Here is a 17,556-nt window from a genome sequence, read left to right on the forward strand (position 1 = left end):
AGGGTTTACACTTTTCATGGCTTACTCCTTTTTGTAGTGTAAGGGAACTGATTTAGTCGTCGCTTCCTTACCTACATTAGGAGTTTTTTTGTCGTTCTTCAAGTCTTTTATTCTATTTTTTATTTAAATCATCTATTTTTTTACTGTGGTGCAACGCTAGTGGTCACCTTCAAAAAGTAAATTCATCCCAATGGTGGATTTCATATGTAGGCTTGGCAGTGGTGTTGTTCGTTTTTCGGTGTGGGTTGTACCAACAAGTATCGATGCCGAAATGATTGCCGCCAAGAATGTCTGATGAAAGGGAATCGCCGATCATGAGTACGCGGGATTTGTCTGTCAGTTGGAGCGCTTGAAAAACATGTTGAAAGATTTCTGCTTGTGGTTTTTGAAAGCCGATTTTTTCTGAAGTGAAAATGGCTTCAAACGTTTTGTTAAGTGGCGAAGCAGCTATACGGGCTAGCTGAACATCATTGAAACCGTTTGTGACAACAGCAACTCGGGCGTCACCTAATCTAGCAAGCATGTCCTCAACGCCTTCAATCACATGCACTTCTTTCCCAAGGTTATCGAGATACGCTTGTCCAAAAGCAGTTGCGTCCAATTCAATGCTGTGCTGAAGAAATAACCGTTTGAAACGCTCTGTCTTCAAGTCAGCTAGTGTTGTACGTCCTTGCTCCAAGTCTTCCCAAAGAACGGTACTGATTGCACGGTAACTGTCTCGGTAATCTGTTAAACCATTTGGAAAGCCATTTGCAGCAAATACATTCGTAAATGCAAACTTCTCCGTTTCTGCAAAATCCATTAACGTGTCATCCAAGTCAAATAAATAAACATCATATTTCATTCAAAACATCTCCCGACTACTAAAAACTGAAGCTTAGCCTCTTCTCTTATGAATACTCTTAATGGCGTGGTGTATGTTTGGATAGGTGACTAATCGCTCCGTTGATTCACCTAATGCAGTCAAAGATTGTGCGACGTTAGGTGAAACACCTGTTAGAGACAATTGGGTACCCATCAACTGCAGGACATTTCGAATAGGTTCGAACGTTGTGAGTGGTGATTTATCATCCCACCGAATGCCTGTAATGTCCAAAATAATGTGGTCCACTTGTGTCTCTTGCACAAACTCACTTAAACCAGTTGAAAGTATGGCTAAACGTTCTCTACTCATTTTACCAATTAAGGACACAGCCGCAATATCTTCTTGCACCATTAAGATGGGTAAGATTAACTGCTCAATCTCTCGATCCTTTTCTGTAATGAGATTTCTCTGGTTGCGCTCTAGCGTGACATTTGTTTGTGTACCGATGAAGAATAATTTCCCTTCTACTTCAAGGGGTTTGATCGACAACCGATTCCAAAACATTGAACCATCTTTTTTATAATTTTTTAATGTAATGGAGATTGGTTGCTTTTCCCGTAATGCGGTTCGAATCTTGTTAACTGCCTCTGGATCTGTATCCTTCCCTTGTAAAAACCTACAGTTTTGGCCAAGCGTTTCATCCATTGTATAACCTGTTAACGATTCAAATGTACGATTTGCAAAAATGATTGGATTGTCTTCTTGAGAGGGATCGGTGACGAGTGCAGCAACATGACTCCCATCGAGCATGGCTTCCAATAATTGAACTTGCATCGATGCAGATAAAGATTTCATCCCATTCACTTCCTGTCAGTATGACGTTGTATTGTTTTTCCAATCGTAGCATATAAAACCGTTACATGATACTTTTTAAAGTACTTTCAATTGCGACGGTGCTGTAATAAACAATCACTTTTATAAAAGCGAAACTCTCAAGTTATGGGAATAAACTTTACATGTATGAATAAGCGCTTTTAGCAGAAGATAAAAATGAATCCTTCTATCGTTCCTGTAACGGTTGACGTTTGCCCTTCTTCAGTTTGGAACAGCTGTTGGTGGATGCATGCGTTTAAGGAATGGGATTCACACTTTAATCTAAGCTAAGGAGGAATTATGCATGAGTGTACTTTCCAGGATTGCATTAACGCTAGTAATCATTGGCGCACTGAACTGGGGTTTAATTGGATTTTTTCAATTTGACTTAGTTGCTACATTGTTTGGCGGACAAGATGCAGCGTTGTCTCGGATTGTGTATGGACTCGTTGGGTTAAGTGGATTAGTCTGTCTCGGCTTGTTATTTAAGCCCAATGAAGAAGTGGATACAGTGTCGGATCGACATACCCGCTATTCAAACGCAAATTTAGGCACAGAGTTTGGGGAAGAACCGGACTTTAAAAAAGAGCGGGAAGCTGCAAAGAAAAAAGCAGTAAAACGTCAAATGGATGAACTCGATTAACATGTATGAAAAACAGCCACCCGTATAAGGTGGCTGTTTGCGTGTAGACAATTTAATTTGACGACCAACATTTACTCGGTAAAATCTTCGAGTGCATCTTGCCAAACAGTTACGCCTTGACTCATTGCCGAGCCACCGCCTAATGCTGCAGCAACTCCAATCGCTTCCATCATCTCTTCTTCTGTGCAATCGGCATCCAAGCAACCTTTTGTGTGATAGACAGTACAATATTCGTTATGCGCATACACACTAATGGCTAATGCAATGAGGTGTTTCTGTTTTTGCGACAAAGCGCCATCTTGGAAACAAGCTTCCGTAAATGCATTGAACGTACTCGCCACGTTCGGCAATTTCTCTGCAAATGTGCCCATTCCAACCTTGTATTCCTGCAAGACGACTTCTGTGTACGTTATTTCCTCCATATACATTCCTCCTGTTCGAGGGTAGTATTTGCATACCGAGGAAAGACATGCACTCGTATTGGAATTAATTTAAACAGTGCATTCATTTCAAAATGGCTTCAATCCAAAAACGCCCAGCTCATTTAAGCCCAATGCAATTGTCAGCTTCTTATTCATTTCAGCATGGCGCAATTACTGTTTTTTCTCTGCTTCCTTCTCTTTTTCCTTTTCCAACACTTTCTCCTTAAGTTGCTTCATCGTTTCCTCATATTCTTCATCGACTTGTGACGTAGATGGTAAGAAAGGCTCGGTATTATGATCAACTCGTTTACCGTACCGCAGCATTTCATAAATAATCATGCCGCTGTTCGGCTTTCCGTTAATCGTAGACATCGGAATGGCATCAAACAGTACGTAGTAAAAAGAATAGAAGATAAAGCGGTTCCAGAAAGTTTTCGTTTCTTCCATGAAACCATTTGCAAGTAAAGCATTAATGAGGAGCGCAATTGATAAATTCATCAGTATTGGGCCAGCAAAAATACAAATATAAGCAAAGTTACTTTGCCTTTTAATACCATCGTAAGAGAACCAGCTATACAAATGATAGTATTTTCGAATGTCGAACATGCCTAATGTAAAAATACGTGGTCCTGACCCAATGGTGATACGAGGGTTCACGACACCAAAAATCCAACTCACGAGTAAATAACCTGTTTCGCGTATGAAAACGACAACAGGCAATATAATGAATGCTGAAATGACGAGAGAAACAAGATCTGCGAATCCAAACAATTTCTTCACATCCCAACAAGTAGTTCCATTCAAAGCTTGAAACATACAATACCCGATTAAATCGTTCCTAACCGTAAAGTTATTCTTTGGATAGAATGGGAGCCTAGGTGAAAATGTGTAATCTGTTTATTGGTTTTCAACGATTTCAATAAACAGCATGATTGTCCTATTAACTACAATTTGAACGTAATTTTTGAAGGCCTAAGACATGGCCTCTACTTGTAAAAGTCAATTCAATTTAATTAGATAAGTAAAATTGTTTCACAGGCCTTACTCGATACGTTTATACATGAATATTCTTCACCTGTGAGCATTGTGTGACAAGGGACCTTGTCGCTTCCTTTTGTAGGAATAAGTATTTATAATTTAACAGTATTGATTATAGGAGGAAGGTAGTATTTTATGAAAAGAACAAAAAGTATCATTGTTAAACTTTCATTATTAATCATTAGTGTTTTTGTCATACTGTTTGTTTTATTCGCGAGTATCACGAGTTATGTTGTCCATAAAGAAACCGTTCGTAATGCTGAAGAAATTTCATTGGCGGATGCTGAACGGGTGGCATTGAGACTAAGTGAACAATTCCGCCAGACAGATGAATCGTTACATACGACAAAGCGCGTGTTGGAGTCGATGAACGCTTCTGAACAATTGACAGCAACAGATATTCTTGATGTGCTGCATGCGAATTTGGAAGGAAATCCGAATGCAATCGGCATGGCTGCAATCTTTGAGAAAGGCGTATTGTCAACGGATGATTTGTCTACTGAGCAACAGCAGTTGATTGATGCAGAAGGTAGATTCACCTCATACCTACTAAAAACAAAGACGGGAACAAATATTATTCCTGCTTCTGGTTATGAACAAGAAGGAGAAGGCGATTGGTACTTAGTTCCTAAAAGAGAGAAAATAGCATTTTTCCAAGAACCGATTACATACGAGGAAAATGGCAAGACATCCAGTTTCACGATGCTCTCTGTGCCTTTATTGGCAAAAGACGGGTCATTCATGGGTGTGTTAACAACGAGCATGTCCTTAGACTATTTCGAAGAGCTAACAAAAAAAATCGCACCTAAATCTGGTTATGCTGCGGTTATTACAGACAGCGGTACACTTTTGCAAAACAGCATTAAAAAAGAAATGAACGGTACGAATATGAAAGATGCCATTGATTGGCAGCCTGTGAAAGACCGTCTTACAAAAGGTGAATCGGTTGCAATGTACGTGGACTCCAAGAGTTTAGGTGAGCAGGCGTATAATTCCTTTGCGCCGATACACCTCGAAGGATTTGAAGAGACGTGGACTGTTCAAACCGTCATCCCACGATCTGAAGTGACGTCACTTTTCTCGGCAATTGTCAAAATCATTATTTGGGCAGGATTCGTGATGATGGTGTTGATGGGACTTGTTACTGCAGGATTCATTTATCGTCAAATCAAGCCCCTCACGACAATTCAACAATCGATGAAACGTGCTGCTTCAGGAGATTTAACTGAGTCGGTAGATGAAAACGGCTTGAAATTGGATGAAATCGGATCTGTCACGAAGTCGTATAATTTCATGTTGCGACAGACGAATGAAGCGCTGTCTGAAGTGCTACAAGCATCACACCAGTTATCTGATTCGTCAAAGCAAGTGAATCATGCATTTGAGGAAATTGTAGCATCGAGTGAAGAAGTTACCGTTGCGACGGAAGAAATTGCGCAGGGGGCTACGAAACAATCCGAAGATACTGAGGAAACAAGTATGCGAATTGGTGAGCTTGCGGATCGGATTAACAAAATTGCCGAGCTATCCGAAAATATTGATACGTTGTCTCGTCAAAGTATTGAGTCAACACAAGAAGGAATGGCGCAAGTTTCACGTTTGCGAACGGAGAATGGTGTTGCTAACGAATTGAATGCACAAGTTGAAACACAAATGCATATGTTGACAGATAAAATTGCTGGGATCAATAAAATTATTACATCCATTCAAGATATTACAGCGCAGACAAACTTACTTGCGCTCAATGCAAGCATAGAGGCTGCTCGTGCTGGCGAACATGGGAAAGGTTTTGCGGTCGTAGCAGAAGAGGTGCGAAAACTAGCTGAGCAATCCAATCGTGAAACAACGACTATTCAGCAAACCGTGCAGGAGATATTAGAGCAATCTAAAGTGACTGTAGATGTAGTTGGTAAAAATACGCAATCCATGGAAAATCAAAATGAATCGGTTGTAAGCACAGAGCAATCATTCATTCGCAATGCAGCGTTAACAGAGGAAATGAGCCAGGCGATTGAAGAACTTGCAGACAATCTACAAGAGATGATTGCGCAAAAGGAGAAGGCGATTGCGGCAATTCAAAATGTATCAGCCGTCTCCGAAGAAACCGCAGCATCTGCTGAGCAAGTAAGTGCGTCTTCGGTTGCACAACAACAGGAATTAGAAAGGGTAGCAGACTCTGTACAAAGCATGACCCAAATTGCTGTGAAATTGCAACAAGTCGTGGATCGGTTCACGTTAAAAGGAACGGATGAGCCAAACTAAAAAAGCTTAAAGTAACAAGCAGAGAGGGTCCTATAAGGGACCGACCTCTGCTTGTTATTTATTTTTCACAGAACGTACAATGAAGAAAGCCATTGAGCCAAAAAGAATACCGAGGTAGATCGGCAAGAAAGCAAATCCGAGAGACGATGCTTTGCCGAGAGCTACTTGAATGGATTGGAAACTAATATATGCAAAAAATAAAAGGGCTTCATTCTTAATGACGTTTAGCAGCATGCGTGAATTTTTGAATTGAAACTCGATGTTCGTCTCAGTCAAGTTTAGATAGTTATGCCACTCAGGATGTTTTTCTAGAAATGCTAAAAATACGGTTAATAAACATGAAATTATTGGAAGTAAAAGTAATTCCCATTTCGAACCCCACCGATCCACAACTCCAGCACTGTCATAATGAGCAGGCACTTCATCAGGCAATTGCCCCCAAACAATAAGTAAGTAACCAATCCAAGCGAGGAAAACAAGTGTCGCTACAAGGTCAAATAGCTTCTCAAATCTGGTTTTTGGAATGTTTAGCTTTGGGCGCTTGTTCAATGTTCGACCTCCTTTACTAGTAGTATTAATCCTAATTATACGATAAAGCAAGCCTACTCAGTTCATATGTGAAGAATTCATTCGCACTATGTCTTCTACTTTCTCTTATAGTACGATAGAAAGAAAGGGGGAATCAGCATGTTAAAGATCGGTATCATTGGTTTAGGGGCGATTGGTCAGCGTCTCCTTTCGCAATTCGAGGAACATCGTGCGGTATCCATTACAGCTGTATGTGATGTATCGGAAGTACTTGCCAAGCAAACGGCCGAAAGACTTGGAGATGTACAGTTTTACACAGATTATCAGCACTTAATTGCAGATGGAAATGTTGAGCTTGTTTATGTGGCGGTTCCTCCAAAATTGCATCATGCAATAGTGATGCATGCTCTGCAAGCCAAGAAACACGTGCTTTGTGAGAAGCCATTAGCCAATTCATTGGAAGAGGCAGAAGAGATGGCGCGAGCGGCGAAAGAAGCAGGTATTGTACACGCGATGAACTTCCCATTAAATTACGGCCAGGCCGCCACGAAATTTGCTGAACTACTAGGCGAAGGGTATATTGGCAAGTTGCGCCGGGTGCAGCTGACGATGAACTTTCCACAGTGGCCGCGTGCTTGGCAGCAAAATGACTGGGTTGGTGAGCGAGAGCAAGGCGGTTTTGTCCTTGAAGTCGGTGTGCACTACATCCAACAGATACTAAAATTGTTCGGTGAGATGAACAACATCCACAGTAAACTGGAATTCCCGGATAACCCAATTAGCTGCGAAACAGGTATTTTTGCAACTGCTGAATTGGTGGATGGTACTCCTGTTTTGATTGAGGGATTAAGTCGGATTTCTGGCAAAGAATCTATTGGATTTATTGCATACGGTTCCAAGGGTGTTCTCTCTATTGAAAATTGGGGGCTGTTACGTGGAGGGAAAACGGGAGAAGAACTAGAAGTACTTTCTCTAGAAGAAACAGTGCCAAGTCGGCTAATTGATGAGTTAGTGAAGGCGATTAATGGAGAGAAAGCGGAGATTTATGATTTTGAAGTCGGTTACCAAGCTCAAAAAATATTGGAATGTTTACGTGCGTAATGGTACTGTCAGATTGTATTTCTTGATAGTTAACACAGTTATAGGATAGATTAAAGGACTAGTACAGGAAAATCAATCTGTACTAGTCCTTTTCAGATTCTTTTATTTTCAATAATGACAATGCAGAATCCGTGCGTTATAATGAAAAGCGTTGTTATCACCCTTCGTCTCATGAAAGGGGATTTTTTTATGATTCATTTACACAATGTCAGCAAATCTTTTCATATGTTTCAAGCTGTTCAATCTGTTTCATTGACGATTGAAAAAGGGCAAGTACATGGTATTATCGGAGCGAGCGGTGCGGGGAAGTCGACCTTGCTACGGCTAATCAATTTGTTGGAAATCCCTGATGCAGGTGAAGTAGCCGTCAACGGTCAAAAGCTTACGCAGTTGAATGGGAAAGCGTTGCGAGAAGCGCGCAAGTCCATCGGGATGATTTTTCAGCACTTCAACTTAGTCGCGAATAAAACCATCTATGAAAATGTGGCGGTTTCATTAAGATTGGCAAAGTATCCGATGCGGCAACGTCGAGAACGGGTAATGGAATGTCTGCAATTTGTCGGGTTGGCTAGTTTCAAGGACAAGTATCCTGCGCAACTTAGTGGCGGTCAAAAACAGCGTGTTGCGATAGCCCGGGCATTGGCGAATTATCCACAAGTGTTGTTGTGTGACGAACCGACGTCTTCCCTTGATCCAAATACGACTGCTGAAATTCTTGGCGTGTTGAAGAATGTCAATGAAACATTTGGCGTGACAATTGTAATGGTCAGTCACGAAATGGACGTGATCAAGAGCATCTGTAACCATGTGACGGTGCTGGCGGATGGTAAAGTGTATGATTCACTTGCTATTGAACCTAAAGGAATTCGATTGATAGACGATAACCCGGAAAACTTTGTGAAGCAGCTGACAGAGGATGGTGAATGGGATCATGCCTGATATATTGCTTCAGTATCAAATGGAGATTTGGCAATCGATTAGAGAGACGTTTGCAATGGTTGGTGTGTCCATTTTAGCTGCTCTATTTGTCGGACTTCCAGTGGGCACGTTGCTGTTCTTTTGTAGAAGAGGACAAATCTTTGAGAATCAGCTCGTCTTTTCAGTCGTGAATTTACTTGTAAATATCATTCGCTCGTTCCCGTTTTTATTGTTAGTCGTGTTCTTAATTCCCTTTACGCGAATGGTAATTGGTACGGCAATCGGTACAGCTGCTGCCACGGTTCCATTATCCATCATTGCGATTGCACATTATGCACGTTTGGTTGAACAATCGTTGTTAGACGTGCCAAGAGGTGTGTTGGAAGCAGCAATTTCAATGGGGGCTTCTGTTCGGGATTTGGTGTTTCGGTTTCTGTTTGTAGAAGCTCGTTCTGGGCTTGTCCTCGGATTGACGACGTCCACAATCAGTTTCATTTCGTACTCAACGATCATGGGAGTGGTTGGAGGAGGGGGAATCGGAGACTTCGCCATTCGATACGGTTACCAACAATTCAAGACGGATTTAATGCTCTATATGATACTCATTATGGTCATCCTTGTGCAGTGTATCCAATTTACAGGAACAACTGTCGCACGATGGATTGACAAACGATAATAGGAGGAAATGACATGAAGAAATTAGTATTGCTTGCTGCAATGTTGATGTTGGTATTAGCAGCTTGTGGCAAGGAAAAAGATACGAATGAGGCACCAAAAACAGAAGGTACAGATGAAAAAGTGACATTGAAAGTCGCTTCATTAATTCCACCGATGACAGAAATTCTTGAGTTAGTGAAACCACAATTAGCTGAAGAAGGCATTGACCTCGAAATGGTCGTTCTTGGCGATAATGTGCAGCCGAACACTGCGTTAGCCGCTAAAGAAGTGGACGCGAACTTCTTCCAACACGTACCGTACATGGAAGAATTCAACCGTAACAACGATGCGAATCTCGTCCCGATTACACCAATTTATTTTGCAAATTACGGTGTGTATGCAAAAGACTATTCTTCCATGGATGAACTTCCTGAAGGTGCTGTCATCGCAATGGCAAATGACGTTTCGAATATAGATCGTTCTTTGGCGTTGTTAGCGCAACAAGGTGTCATTACGTTAAAAGAGAAAACGGATACCTATTATACAAAAGCGGACATTACGGACAATCCAAAAAACTATACGTTCGAAGAAGTAGATTTGCTGATGCTTGCCCGCATGTACGATGACGCAGATGCAGTCATTATGACACCTGCGTATGCTGCTCCACTCGGATTGACGCCGAAAAGTGATGCCCTTCTTACGGAAGGTGTTGAAAACGACTTCGCGATTACGTTAATTGCACGCGAAGATAATAAAGACTGGGAACCAATTCAAAAGTTGGCAAAAGCAATGACTAGTCCTGAAGTACGCAAGTTTCTAGAAGAGAATTATGATGAAACAGCCATTCCGGCGTTTGAATAAAAATTAAAAGAGGGCCATTCCATTTGTATGTACAAAATGGGTGGCTTTTTTCATTTGAAAAAGATTATAAGTTTCTCTAAAGATCTATTTTGTTTCGGTTACAGTGATAGAAAGACGCATGGAGATTGGTTCATACGCATATCTAATGGTGTTATTTAACGTGCTGGGTGAAATCCCTTCTTCCATATAAAATCCTGTGAATCTCTACTATATCCTCCTTGATAATATAGAAAAGTGCGGTATTTTTTACGGGCAGTAATCGATACTCAAAGTTTAGAGATTTTACAGGTTCATAAACACGTTGTGAATAAGGAAATTGCTTTCAGTGAATATAGTTCGTCGTGCTCTAAAAACCGTACAGCTGCATTTTATCCGCGCAAAGCTGTCCGTCGCACACCCAATCGTCCACTTGAGCCCATGAAACCCACACAAATCGCCAAAGCAAAAAGAAGCTGTCGCAGAAAATCAGTTGCTACTGACTTTCCGGACAGCTCCTACTCAATTACTTCGTATAGTTATCAAAATAGCCTTGAATGAACACGATTGGTGTTCCTTTATCACCACTACCTGATGTCAAATCGGAAAGAGAACCGATAAGGTCAGTCAGTTTACGAGGAGTTGTCCCTTGAGCTTCCATCGCACCTACAAGGTCTTCCTCTTTGTTTTGGATGAAATCATTAATCGCTTTCTTCAAATCGTCGCCACGGAGATCAGCGAAGTTGTTATCTGCCAAGTATTTCAGCTTGATTTCATTTGGCGTACCGTCAAGACCTGCTGTATAAGCTGGAGAAACGACTGGATCCGCAAGTTCCCAAATTTTACCTACAGGGTCTTTGAACGCGCCATCACCGTAAATCATAACTTCCACAGTTTTACCCGTTTTTTCTTGCAACATCGCTTGGATCTTGTCAACAACCGGTTGGCAGTTGTGCGGGAAAAGTTTGACGCTATCTTCTGTTGCTTTGTTTGAACCGAGTAAGCCATACGCTTCGTTATATCCACTGCCGTCAACAGATTCAGAAAGAATGTTGTCAAGGCTGTAGATTTTTTCGCCGCCATTTGCTTTTAGAATGCGCTTCGTTCTGAAACGTGTATGGATGTCACATGTAAGTACGTTGTTCGTATAATCTAAAATCGTTTTCGCATTATTGGAGAAGATGACTTCACATTCAACGCCATACTCTTCAATGATGGATTTATAGTAGTCGATGTAATCAACACCTGTAAATGTATGTTTATTGTAACCGAAGTGCTCGCGGAATTGTTGTTCATTCAACACATCTGTCCAAGGGTTAACGCCTTTTTCGTCAAGTGTATCAATATCTACTAAGTGATTGCCGACTTCATCGGATGGGTAGCTTAGCATTAAGACAATTTTCTTTGCTGCGCCTTTCGCGATTCCGCGCAGACAGATCGCAAAACGATTTCGGCTTAAGATTGGGAAAATGACACCAATTGTATCTTCGCCAAATTTCGATTGAACATCTTTTGCTATATGATCAATTGTTGCGTAATTTCCTTGAGCGCGTGCAACGATGGATTCAGTGACGGTCACGATATCTCTGTCATTAATTGTAATGCCTTCAACTTCTGAAGCTTTTAATACGCTGTCTACAACGATTTCTTCAATATTGTCCCCTTTATTGATAATTGGGCAACGAAGACCTCTGACAACCGTTCCAACTACTCTTTCCACATGAATCGCTCCTAACGCTTTTTTATTCACTAACTACTTGTACTATACGCTCTTTACATGGTATAAGTAAAATTAATACTTCTAATAATGGGTATAAGGGGTGCTTATATGGTAAGTAAACTGGATTTATATAGGGTTTTCAGTGTCGTTGGGAAAAATGAAAGCTTTTCAAAAGCCGCAAAAGCGCTATTTATGACGCAACCGGCAGTTAGTCAGGCGGTCATGCAGCTTGAGCGGGAATTGGAAACACGTCTATTTAACCGGACGCCAAAAGGTGTGACACCGACAACGGAAGGAAGCCTTCTGTTGGAGTATGTTAATTCTGCCATCAATTTAATCGAAATCGGTGAAGAAAAAATTGCGGAATTTAAAAACTTGACGACTGGCGAGCTGCGAATCGGAGTGGGCGATACGATTTCAAAGTATTTTTTATTGCCACAGCTGGAAGCATTCCGGAATCGTTACCCAAACATTAAACTGAAAATCGAGAATGGCACGACGGATGTACTGATTTCATTCCTCAAATCGGGTGAAGTGGATTTAGGAATTTGTAATTTACCTGTTAATGATGCCACGTTGGATGTACGGCCTTGTTTTGATATCCATGACACATTTGTGTATGGCGACAAATACCGTAAACTTCTTGCGAAACCGATCGACTTCCATGACCTTGCAAAGTTGCCCCTCATTTTTTTAGAGCCGAGTTCAAATTCTCGCAAATATGTCGAAGAATTTTTGTTTTCAAAAGGTGTGAAGATTGCACCTGAATTTGAATTGGGGTCACATGATCTCGTTGTAGAATTTGCGCGCATTAATATGGGAATTGCCTGTGTCACAAGGGAGTTTACGGAGGAGTATTTAGACAGAGGAATTCTACATGAAGTGCAGTTGAAAGAAGAAATACCTCATCGAAGTATCGGGGTCTGTTCATTAAAAAGTGTGCCCCTTTCACCCGCCTCTACTAAATTTGTGGAACTTGTGGTAAGTTGATAGGAAGCTAAATGGGAAGGGGTATGAAAATGTTTACACATCAAATTGACGAAGATACGGTGATACGTTTATTGGAAATTAGAGATGCTGATCGGTTATTTACGGTGACAGACATTTCAAAAGACAGTTTGCGAGAATGGCTTCCGTGGGTTGACTATACAACGTCGGTAGAAGATTCGAAGAACTTTATTGCCGGAACGATGCAGAAATTCGCGCGTAATGATGGTTTTGAGGCGGGCATTTGGTATAAAGGGGAACTGGCGGGTGTGGTCGGCCTGCACGGCATTAATTGGTCCAACAAGTCGACGTCGATTGGTTACTGGCTTGGACGAGGTTTTGAAGGCAAAGGACTTATGACAAAAGCTTGTGAAGCAGTCATTGCTTATTGTTTTACAGATTTACAGTTGAATCGTGTTGAAATTCGTACAGCTACAGAAAACTACAAGAGCATGGCCATTCCACAAAGGCTCGGCTTTACAAAAGAAGGCTGTCTGAAACAGGCGGAATGGCTGTCGGACAAGTTCGTCGATCATTATGTATTTGGCTTAGTCAAAGAAGATTGGCAAAATCGATAGAACAGCTCGCACATGCACGAACAGACGAAGGGAGAGTGTGCCATCATCTGTTCATGCTGTTCACTGAAAGACTACTTCCTGTCTAATCCTGTTAGGACATTCATGCCAAAGCAAAGAACACCTAGCACAGTCATTGCACCACCTGCAGTCGCCAACATGAACAATATCGGCGGGCCGCCCATAATCGCTGCCGCAATACTTATCATCATCACCGGCAAACCGATGTTATGAAGCCAAAAGTGCGCTTTTGCCAGCCTGGACTTTTCTAAACTAGGATATAGATGATAGAAAATCCCTGCTAACGCCAAAGATACCCAGCCGACCAAATTCAAGTGATCATGCACCGTCGCCATGTTAAATACATGCGTAAACGACATGAATAATCCGAACGAAATGCCAATCATGAAATAGACAACTGAAATCTTCAACAACGTTTTCCCCATTACCTCTCCCCCCTCTCTATTCACCAATCCCATCTATGTAGTATATGCAACACCAACTAGTTCAAATGGGGCATATTTTTGGTGCCAGTCCCCCAAACAATTCAAAATTGTTTTGGGGACTGGCACCATTTTTTGCTTAGATTTCGATGATGAAGGGGATGATCATCGGGCGTCTTTTTGTGCGCGTGTAGAGGAGTTTTTCAACCGATTTCCGGACGGCGTGCTTCAAATCGTTGCGACGGTACCGCGTAGAAGGTTTCGCTTCTTTGATGGTCGAAACGACAAGCTGGTTTACTTCTTTGTATAAGTCTTCCGCTTCACGTTCGTAGACAAATCCTCGAGAGATGGTGTCAGGAGCGGACAGCAATCGGTTATCTGCTTTGCTGAGTGAAATCACAATGATAAGCATGCCTTCTTCGGCGAGCACTTTGCGATCTCGCAAGACGACTTTTCCTACGTCACCGATGCCCAATCCATCTAAAAATACACTTCCTGCATCGACGCGCCTTGTCTGGCTAGCAACCCCGTTCTGAATATCGACGACATCACCGTTGTTTAAGATAAAAATATTTTTACCGTCCACACCGACCGATTCTGCTAACTTTTTGTGGAGTTGCAACATGCGATATTCACCATGAATCGGGATGAAGTATGTCGGTTTCATTAACGTAAGCATGAGTTTCAGTTCCTCTTGGAATGCGTGTCCTGAAACGTGCATGCCGGATGCGCTACCGGAACCATAAATGACTGTAGCACCGAGTTGAAACAAATTATCGACAATGCGTGAAACACTCTTTTCATTGCCTGGTATCGGACTGGACGCAAGAATGACTGTATCGCCAGGCAGGACGGACACTTGGCGGAATGTGTTCGTCGATAACCGGGAGAGGGCTGCCATAGGCTCTCCTTGGCTACCTGTACAAATGATGACGACCTTTTCGGGTTCCAACACATTCACTTGTTGTGCATCTATGAGCATCCCTTCAGGTAGGTGGACGTATCCAAGTTCCTCCGCAACGGAAACGACATTGACCATGCTTCGGCCAAGCAGCGCAACATGGCGATTCGTCATCTGTGCTGCGTCAATGATTTGCTGGATGCGGTGGACGTTTGATGCGAAAGTGGAGATGAAGATTTTCCCGGTTGCTTTCCGGAACGCGTCTGCGATGTTGTCTCCAACGACACGTTCGGACTGTGTAAATCCTGGTCTCTCGGCATTCGTGCTCTCTGACAATAAAAGCAGCACACCTTTTTTCCCGATGTCCGCCATTTTATGAAGATCCGCATATTCTTCATTAACTGGCGTCAAATCGAATTTAAAGTCACCGGTATGGACAACAATTCCTTCTGGAGTTTCGAATGCAATCCCGACACAGTCGGGTATACTATGACTGGCTCTGAAGAACGAGGTGCGAATGCTGCCTAGTTCAATCGCCTCGTCAGGGTGAATTAAGTTCAACTCCGTATCTCGAAGGAGGCCATGCTCTTTTAATTTTAACTCAATTAAACCAAGCGTCAGCCGTGTTGCATAAATCGGTACATTCAATTGCTTTAAGAAATATGGGATACCGCCAATGTGATCCTCGTGGCCATGCGTAACAACGAGTGCACGCACTTTGTCCTGATTTTCTAGTAAATACGAGATGTCTTGGATGATCAAGTCGACGCCTAGCAAATTTTCATCAGGAAACGAAGACCCACAATCAATGACAATCATATCCTCCCCATACTGCAACACATACATGTTCTTCCCAATCTCGTTAATGCCTCCTAAGGAAAAAACGGATAACTTACTTCCTGCATCATTCAATGGAACCCCTCCTATAAGATATGTACGATAAAAAACTATCCATAGGGTGCGCAAAAACGGCAAAAAAATACGGTGCCAGTCCCCGAAACAATTCCGAATTGTTTTGGGGACTGGCACCTGGAAAATGGTTACATTCTACCGGATTTGAAGATGGTGATGATGAGGTAGAGGAACATGAGAGAGGCGACGATGGAGCCGACTTCGATGATGGGGAAGCGCCATAGCATGTTCGTTTGGCCGGCGATGGATGCGCCGACGATGAGCCCTACCATGAGTATGCTGAATGATAAAAGGATGATACTAAATGAGAGTCGGTTGCTGATTCGATCGAGTCTGCGTAGGAAAATCTGTGCTTGTTGGACGTTAATATCCAATTGCAGCTTTCCTTTACGTACAGTTGTTGCGATGGCTTTGAAATCCTTTGGCAGTTGGGAGAGGATTTCAAGGTTCTCCACCGTTTCGTTCCACGACTTTTTCAATACGTTTCGTGGATCATAGCGTTCCATTACGAGCTTTTTGCCATACGGTTCAATCGCTTTCATAATACTCAACTCAGGATCCAACTTCGTAATGAGTCCTTCAAGCGTAAGAATGGCTTTTGATAAGATTGTTAATTCCATCGGTACTTGAATATGATGACGATAAGCGACTTTGAACAATTCCATAAAGATATTGCCTAAACTAATCTCGTTTAATGCGACCTCATAATAGCGACTTTGCAAATCTTCCACGTCGCGTGTAAATAATCGCATATCTGTGTCGTCTGTTAAGATGCCCATTGCAGTAAACGTTTTAATTAACCCTTTTGTATGCCCTTTCCGTAAATCAATGAGCAAAGAGGCAAAATGATACTTCATGTCATCCGAAATTCGGCCAACCATCCCGAAATCTAAATAAGAGACGACGTTGCCCGGTAGAATATGAATATTTCCAGGGTGTGGATCTCCGTGGAAAAATCCCTCTTCTAATATTTGATGGAACATGGAGTTAACAATGCGTCCGGCAATCAATTTCCGATCATAACCCGCTTCGTCCAACGAGGAAAAATGGTTTGCTTTAATGCCTGTAACCATTTCCATCGTTAACACTTTTTCTGTAGAGTACTCCCATAAGACATTTGGAATATAAACCGTTGTACAGTCTTCAAACTGCTTTCCAATTCGCTCACAATTTCTTCCTTCCACACGATAATCCAGCTCTTCCCGCATCGATCGTGAAAATTCATCAAACAAATCACAAAGTCTGTACGTGCTTGCCCATGTCGTATTCTCTTCTAAATACGATGCAATATCCCGTATAATGGATAGATCTTTTTCGACATTCGTTTCAATGTTTGGACGTTGAACTTTTACTGCAACTTGTTCTCCAGAATGGAGTTGAGCAACGTGCACTTGCCCGATGGATGCTGCAGCTAACGGCTCTTCATCAACATGCATGAAAAACTGGTCTAGCTGACCGTCCAGCTCCTCTTCCAAGATCGCTTTTATCGTTTCAAAAGGTACAGTGGAGACATGATCTTGCAATTTCTCAAGTTCCTTCGCAATTTCCTCCGGCACTAAATCTCGGCGTGAGCTCGCAACTTGTCCGAGTTTAATGAAAGTCGGTCCTAAATCTTGTAATGCATGACGGAGTTTAACCCCGACATCTTGCATGTTCATCCCGCCGGCATCCGCTTTAGATGACTTGCGAGAAGTGAGGCCGAGGCGGAATAACACATGGCTAAGCCCGTGACGTAAAAATGTGTTAATGATTTCTTGAAACCTTCGCGTATGCCGCATTTTTAGTTTATACACTGACATTCCTCTCCTCTTGCACACCATAATCTTTTTGTAATTCTTACATACCCTTTTCCTAGAAAGTTAGCCACGTAATTAGTGTTCTCAATAATTTACAAAATTGTTTGCGATTATTGTGTAAAACGATATACTAGTTAG

At 42.0% G+C, this 17,556-nt stretch carries 17 protein-coding genes; 8 read left to right on the plus strand and 9 right to left on the minus strand.

Annotated features, from left to right (window positions below; translation table 11 throughout):
* Nucleotides 1-169 precede the first annotated feature (169 nt).
* Together QT711_RS08075 and QT711_RS08080 are read right to left on the minus strand one after the other, a co-directional pair.
* Nucleotides 170-844, minus strand: a complete 675-nt coding sequence (locus QT711_RS08075) for a YjjG family noncanonical pyrimidine nucleotidase (RefSeq protein WP_317943296.1) — start codon at nucleotides 842-844, stop codon at nucleotides 170-172.
* 33 nt (nucleotides 845-877) lie between these two features.
* Nucleotides 878-1,660 (minus strand): PAS domain-containing protein, encoded by a 783-nt coding sequence (locus QT711_RS08080; protein WP_317943298.1) that lies wholly within the window; start codon nucleotides 1,658-1,660, stop codon nucleotides 878-880.
* Nucleotides 1,661-1,982: 322 nt separating this feature from the next.
* Between QT711_RS08080 and QT711_RS08085 the strand changes: the two genes are divergently transcribed.
* Entirely contained in the window at nucleotides 1,983-2,321 is a 339-nt protein-coding gene (locus QT711_RS08085) for a DUF378 domain-containing protein (RefSeq protein WP_317943300.1), read from the plus strand.
* A gap of 71 nt (nucleotides 2,322-2,392) precedes the next feature.
* Here the strand turns inward: QT711_RS08085 and QT711_RS08090 are convergent, their stop codons facing one another.
* Nucleotides 2,393-2,743 carry a carboxymuconolactone decarboxylase family protein gene (locus tag QT711_RS08090; RefSeq protein ID WP_317943302.1) on the minus strand — a complete coding sequence of 117 codons (351 nt, stop codon included), beginning with the start codon at nucleotides 2,741-2,743 and terminating at the stop codon, nucleotides 2,393-2,395.
* A gap of 171 nt (nucleotides 2,744-2,914) precedes the next feature.
* Nucleotides 2,915-3,523: a hypothetical protein gene (locus QT711_RS08095; RefSeq protein ID WP_317943304.1), complete on the minus strand. Its 609-nt coding sequence runs from the start codon at nucleotides 3,521-3,523 to the stop codon at nucleotides 2,915-2,917.
* Nucleotides 3,524-3,916: 393 nt separating this feature from the next.
* Here QT711_RS08095 and QT711_RS08100 point away from each other — a divergent pair, with 393 nt between their 5' ends.
* On the plus strand, nucleotides 3,917-6,043 hold the full coding sequence (locus tag QT711_RS08100) for a methyl-accepting chemotaxis protein (RefSeq protein ID WP_317943305.1): 2,127 nt from the start codon (nucleotides 3,917-3,919) through the stop codon (nucleotides 6,041-6,043).
* Between the two features lie 54 nt (nucleotides 6,044-6,097).
* Here QT711_RS08100 and QT711_RS08105 read toward each other — a convergent pair whose 3' ends face one another.
* Nucleotides 6,098-6,592, minus strand: a complete 495-nt coding sequence (locus QT711_RS08105; RefSeq protein ID WP_317943307.1) for a DUF1648 domain-containing protein — start codon at nucleotides 6,590-6,592, stop codon at nucleotides 6,098-6,100.
* Nucleotides 6,593-6,730: 138 nt separating this feature from the next.
* Here QT711_RS08105 and QT711_RS08110 point away from each other — a divergent pair, with 138 nt between their 5' ends.
* From QT711_RS08110 to QT711_RS08125, 4 genes are all read left to right on the plus strand, one after another.
* Entirely contained in the window at nucleotides 6,731-7,672 is a 942-nt protein-coding gene (locus QT711_RS08110) for a Gfo/Idh/MocA family protein (RefSeq protein WP_317943308.1), read from the plus strand.
* A 189-nt stretch (nucleotides 7,673-7,861) separates the two neighbouring features.
* On the plus strand, nucleotides 7,862-8,611 hold the full coding sequence (locus QT711_RS08115) for a methionine ABC transporter ATP-binding protein (protein ID WP_317943310.1): 750 nt from the start codon (nucleotides 7,862-7,864) through the stop codon (nucleotides 8,609-8,611).
* On the plus strand, nucleotides 8,604-9,266 hold the full coding sequence (locus QT711_RS08120; protein WP_317943312.1) for a methionine ABC transporter permease: 663 nt from the start codon (nucleotides 8,604-8,606) through the stop codon (nucleotides 9,264-9,266). Before QT711_RS08115 ends, QT711_RS08120 begins: the two co-directional genes overlap by 8 nt.
* Before the next feature lie 14 nt (nucleotides 9,267-9,280).
* Nucleotides 9,281-10,108, plus strand: coding sequence for a MetQ/NlpA family ABC transporter substrate-binding protein (locus QT711_RS08125; RefSeq protein WP_317943314.1), 828 nt, complete (start codon nucleotides 9,281-9,283; stop codon nucleotides 10,106-10,108).
* A gap of 502 nt (nucleotides 10,109-10,610) precedes the next feature.
* Here QT711_RS08125 and QT711_RS08130 read toward each other — a convergent pair.
* Entirely contained in the window at nucleotides 10,611-11,804 is a 1,194-nt protein-coding gene (locus QT711_RS08130; protein ID WP_317943316.1) for a coenzyme F420-0:L-glutamate ligase, read from the minus strand.
* 108 nt (nucleotides 11,805-11,912) lie between these two features.
* On the opposite strand from QT711_RS08130, the gene QT711_RS08135 reads away from it, so the two are divergent.
* On the plus strand, nucleotides 11,913-12,794 hold the full coding sequence (locus tag QT711_RS08135; RefSeq protein WP_317943318.1) for a LysR family transcriptional regulator: 882 nt from the start codon (nucleotides 11,913-11,915) through the stop codon (nucleotides 12,792-12,794).
* A 29-nt stretch (nucleotides 12,795-12,823) separates the two neighbouring features.
* Nucleotides 12,824-13,369 carry a GNAT family N-acetyltransferase gene (locus tag QT711_RS08140; protein ID WP_317943320.1) on the plus strand — a complete coding sequence of 182 codons (546 nt, stop codon included), beginning with the start codon at nucleotides 12,824-12,826 and terminating at the stop codon, nucleotides 13,367-13,369.
* A 71-nt stretch (nucleotides 13,370-13,440) separates the two neighbouring features.
* Here QT711_RS08140 and QT711_RS08145 read toward each other — a convergent pair whose 3' ends face one another.
* The 3 genes from QT711_RS08145 to QT711_RS08155 all read right to left on the minus strand — a co-directional run bounded on the left by QT711_RS08145 (nucleotide 13,441) and on the right by QT711_RS08155 (nucleotide 17,421).
* The gene (locus QT711_RS08145; RefSeq protein ID WP_317943322.1) at nucleotides 13,441-13,812 is read right to left on the minus strand and encodes a cytochrome-c oxidase; all 372 of its coding nucleotides are present in this window, start codon (nucleotides 13,810-13,812) and stop codon (nucleotides 13,441-13,443) included.
* Between the two features lie 136 nt (nucleotides 13,813-13,948).
* Nucleotides 13,949-15,622, minus strand: coding sequence for a ribonuclease J (locus QT711_RS08150; protein ID WP_317943323.1), 1,674 nt, complete (start codon nucleotides 15,620-15,622; stop codon nucleotides 13,949-13,951).
* 128 nt (nucleotides 15,623-15,750) lie between these two features.
* The gene (locus QT711_RS08155) at nucleotides 15,751-17,421 is read right to left on the minus strand and encodes an ABC1 kinase family protein (protein ID WP_398295807.1); all 1,671 of its coding nucleotides are present in this window, start codon (nucleotides 17,419-17,421) and stop codon (nucleotides 15,751-15,753) included.
* Nucleotides 17,422-17,556: the final 135 nt, after the last annotated feature.

Source organism: Sporosarcina saromensis (genome assembly GCF_033253735.1).
GTDB lineage: Bacteria > Bacillota > Bacilli > Bacillales_A > Planococcaceae > Sporosarcina > Sporosarcina saromensis.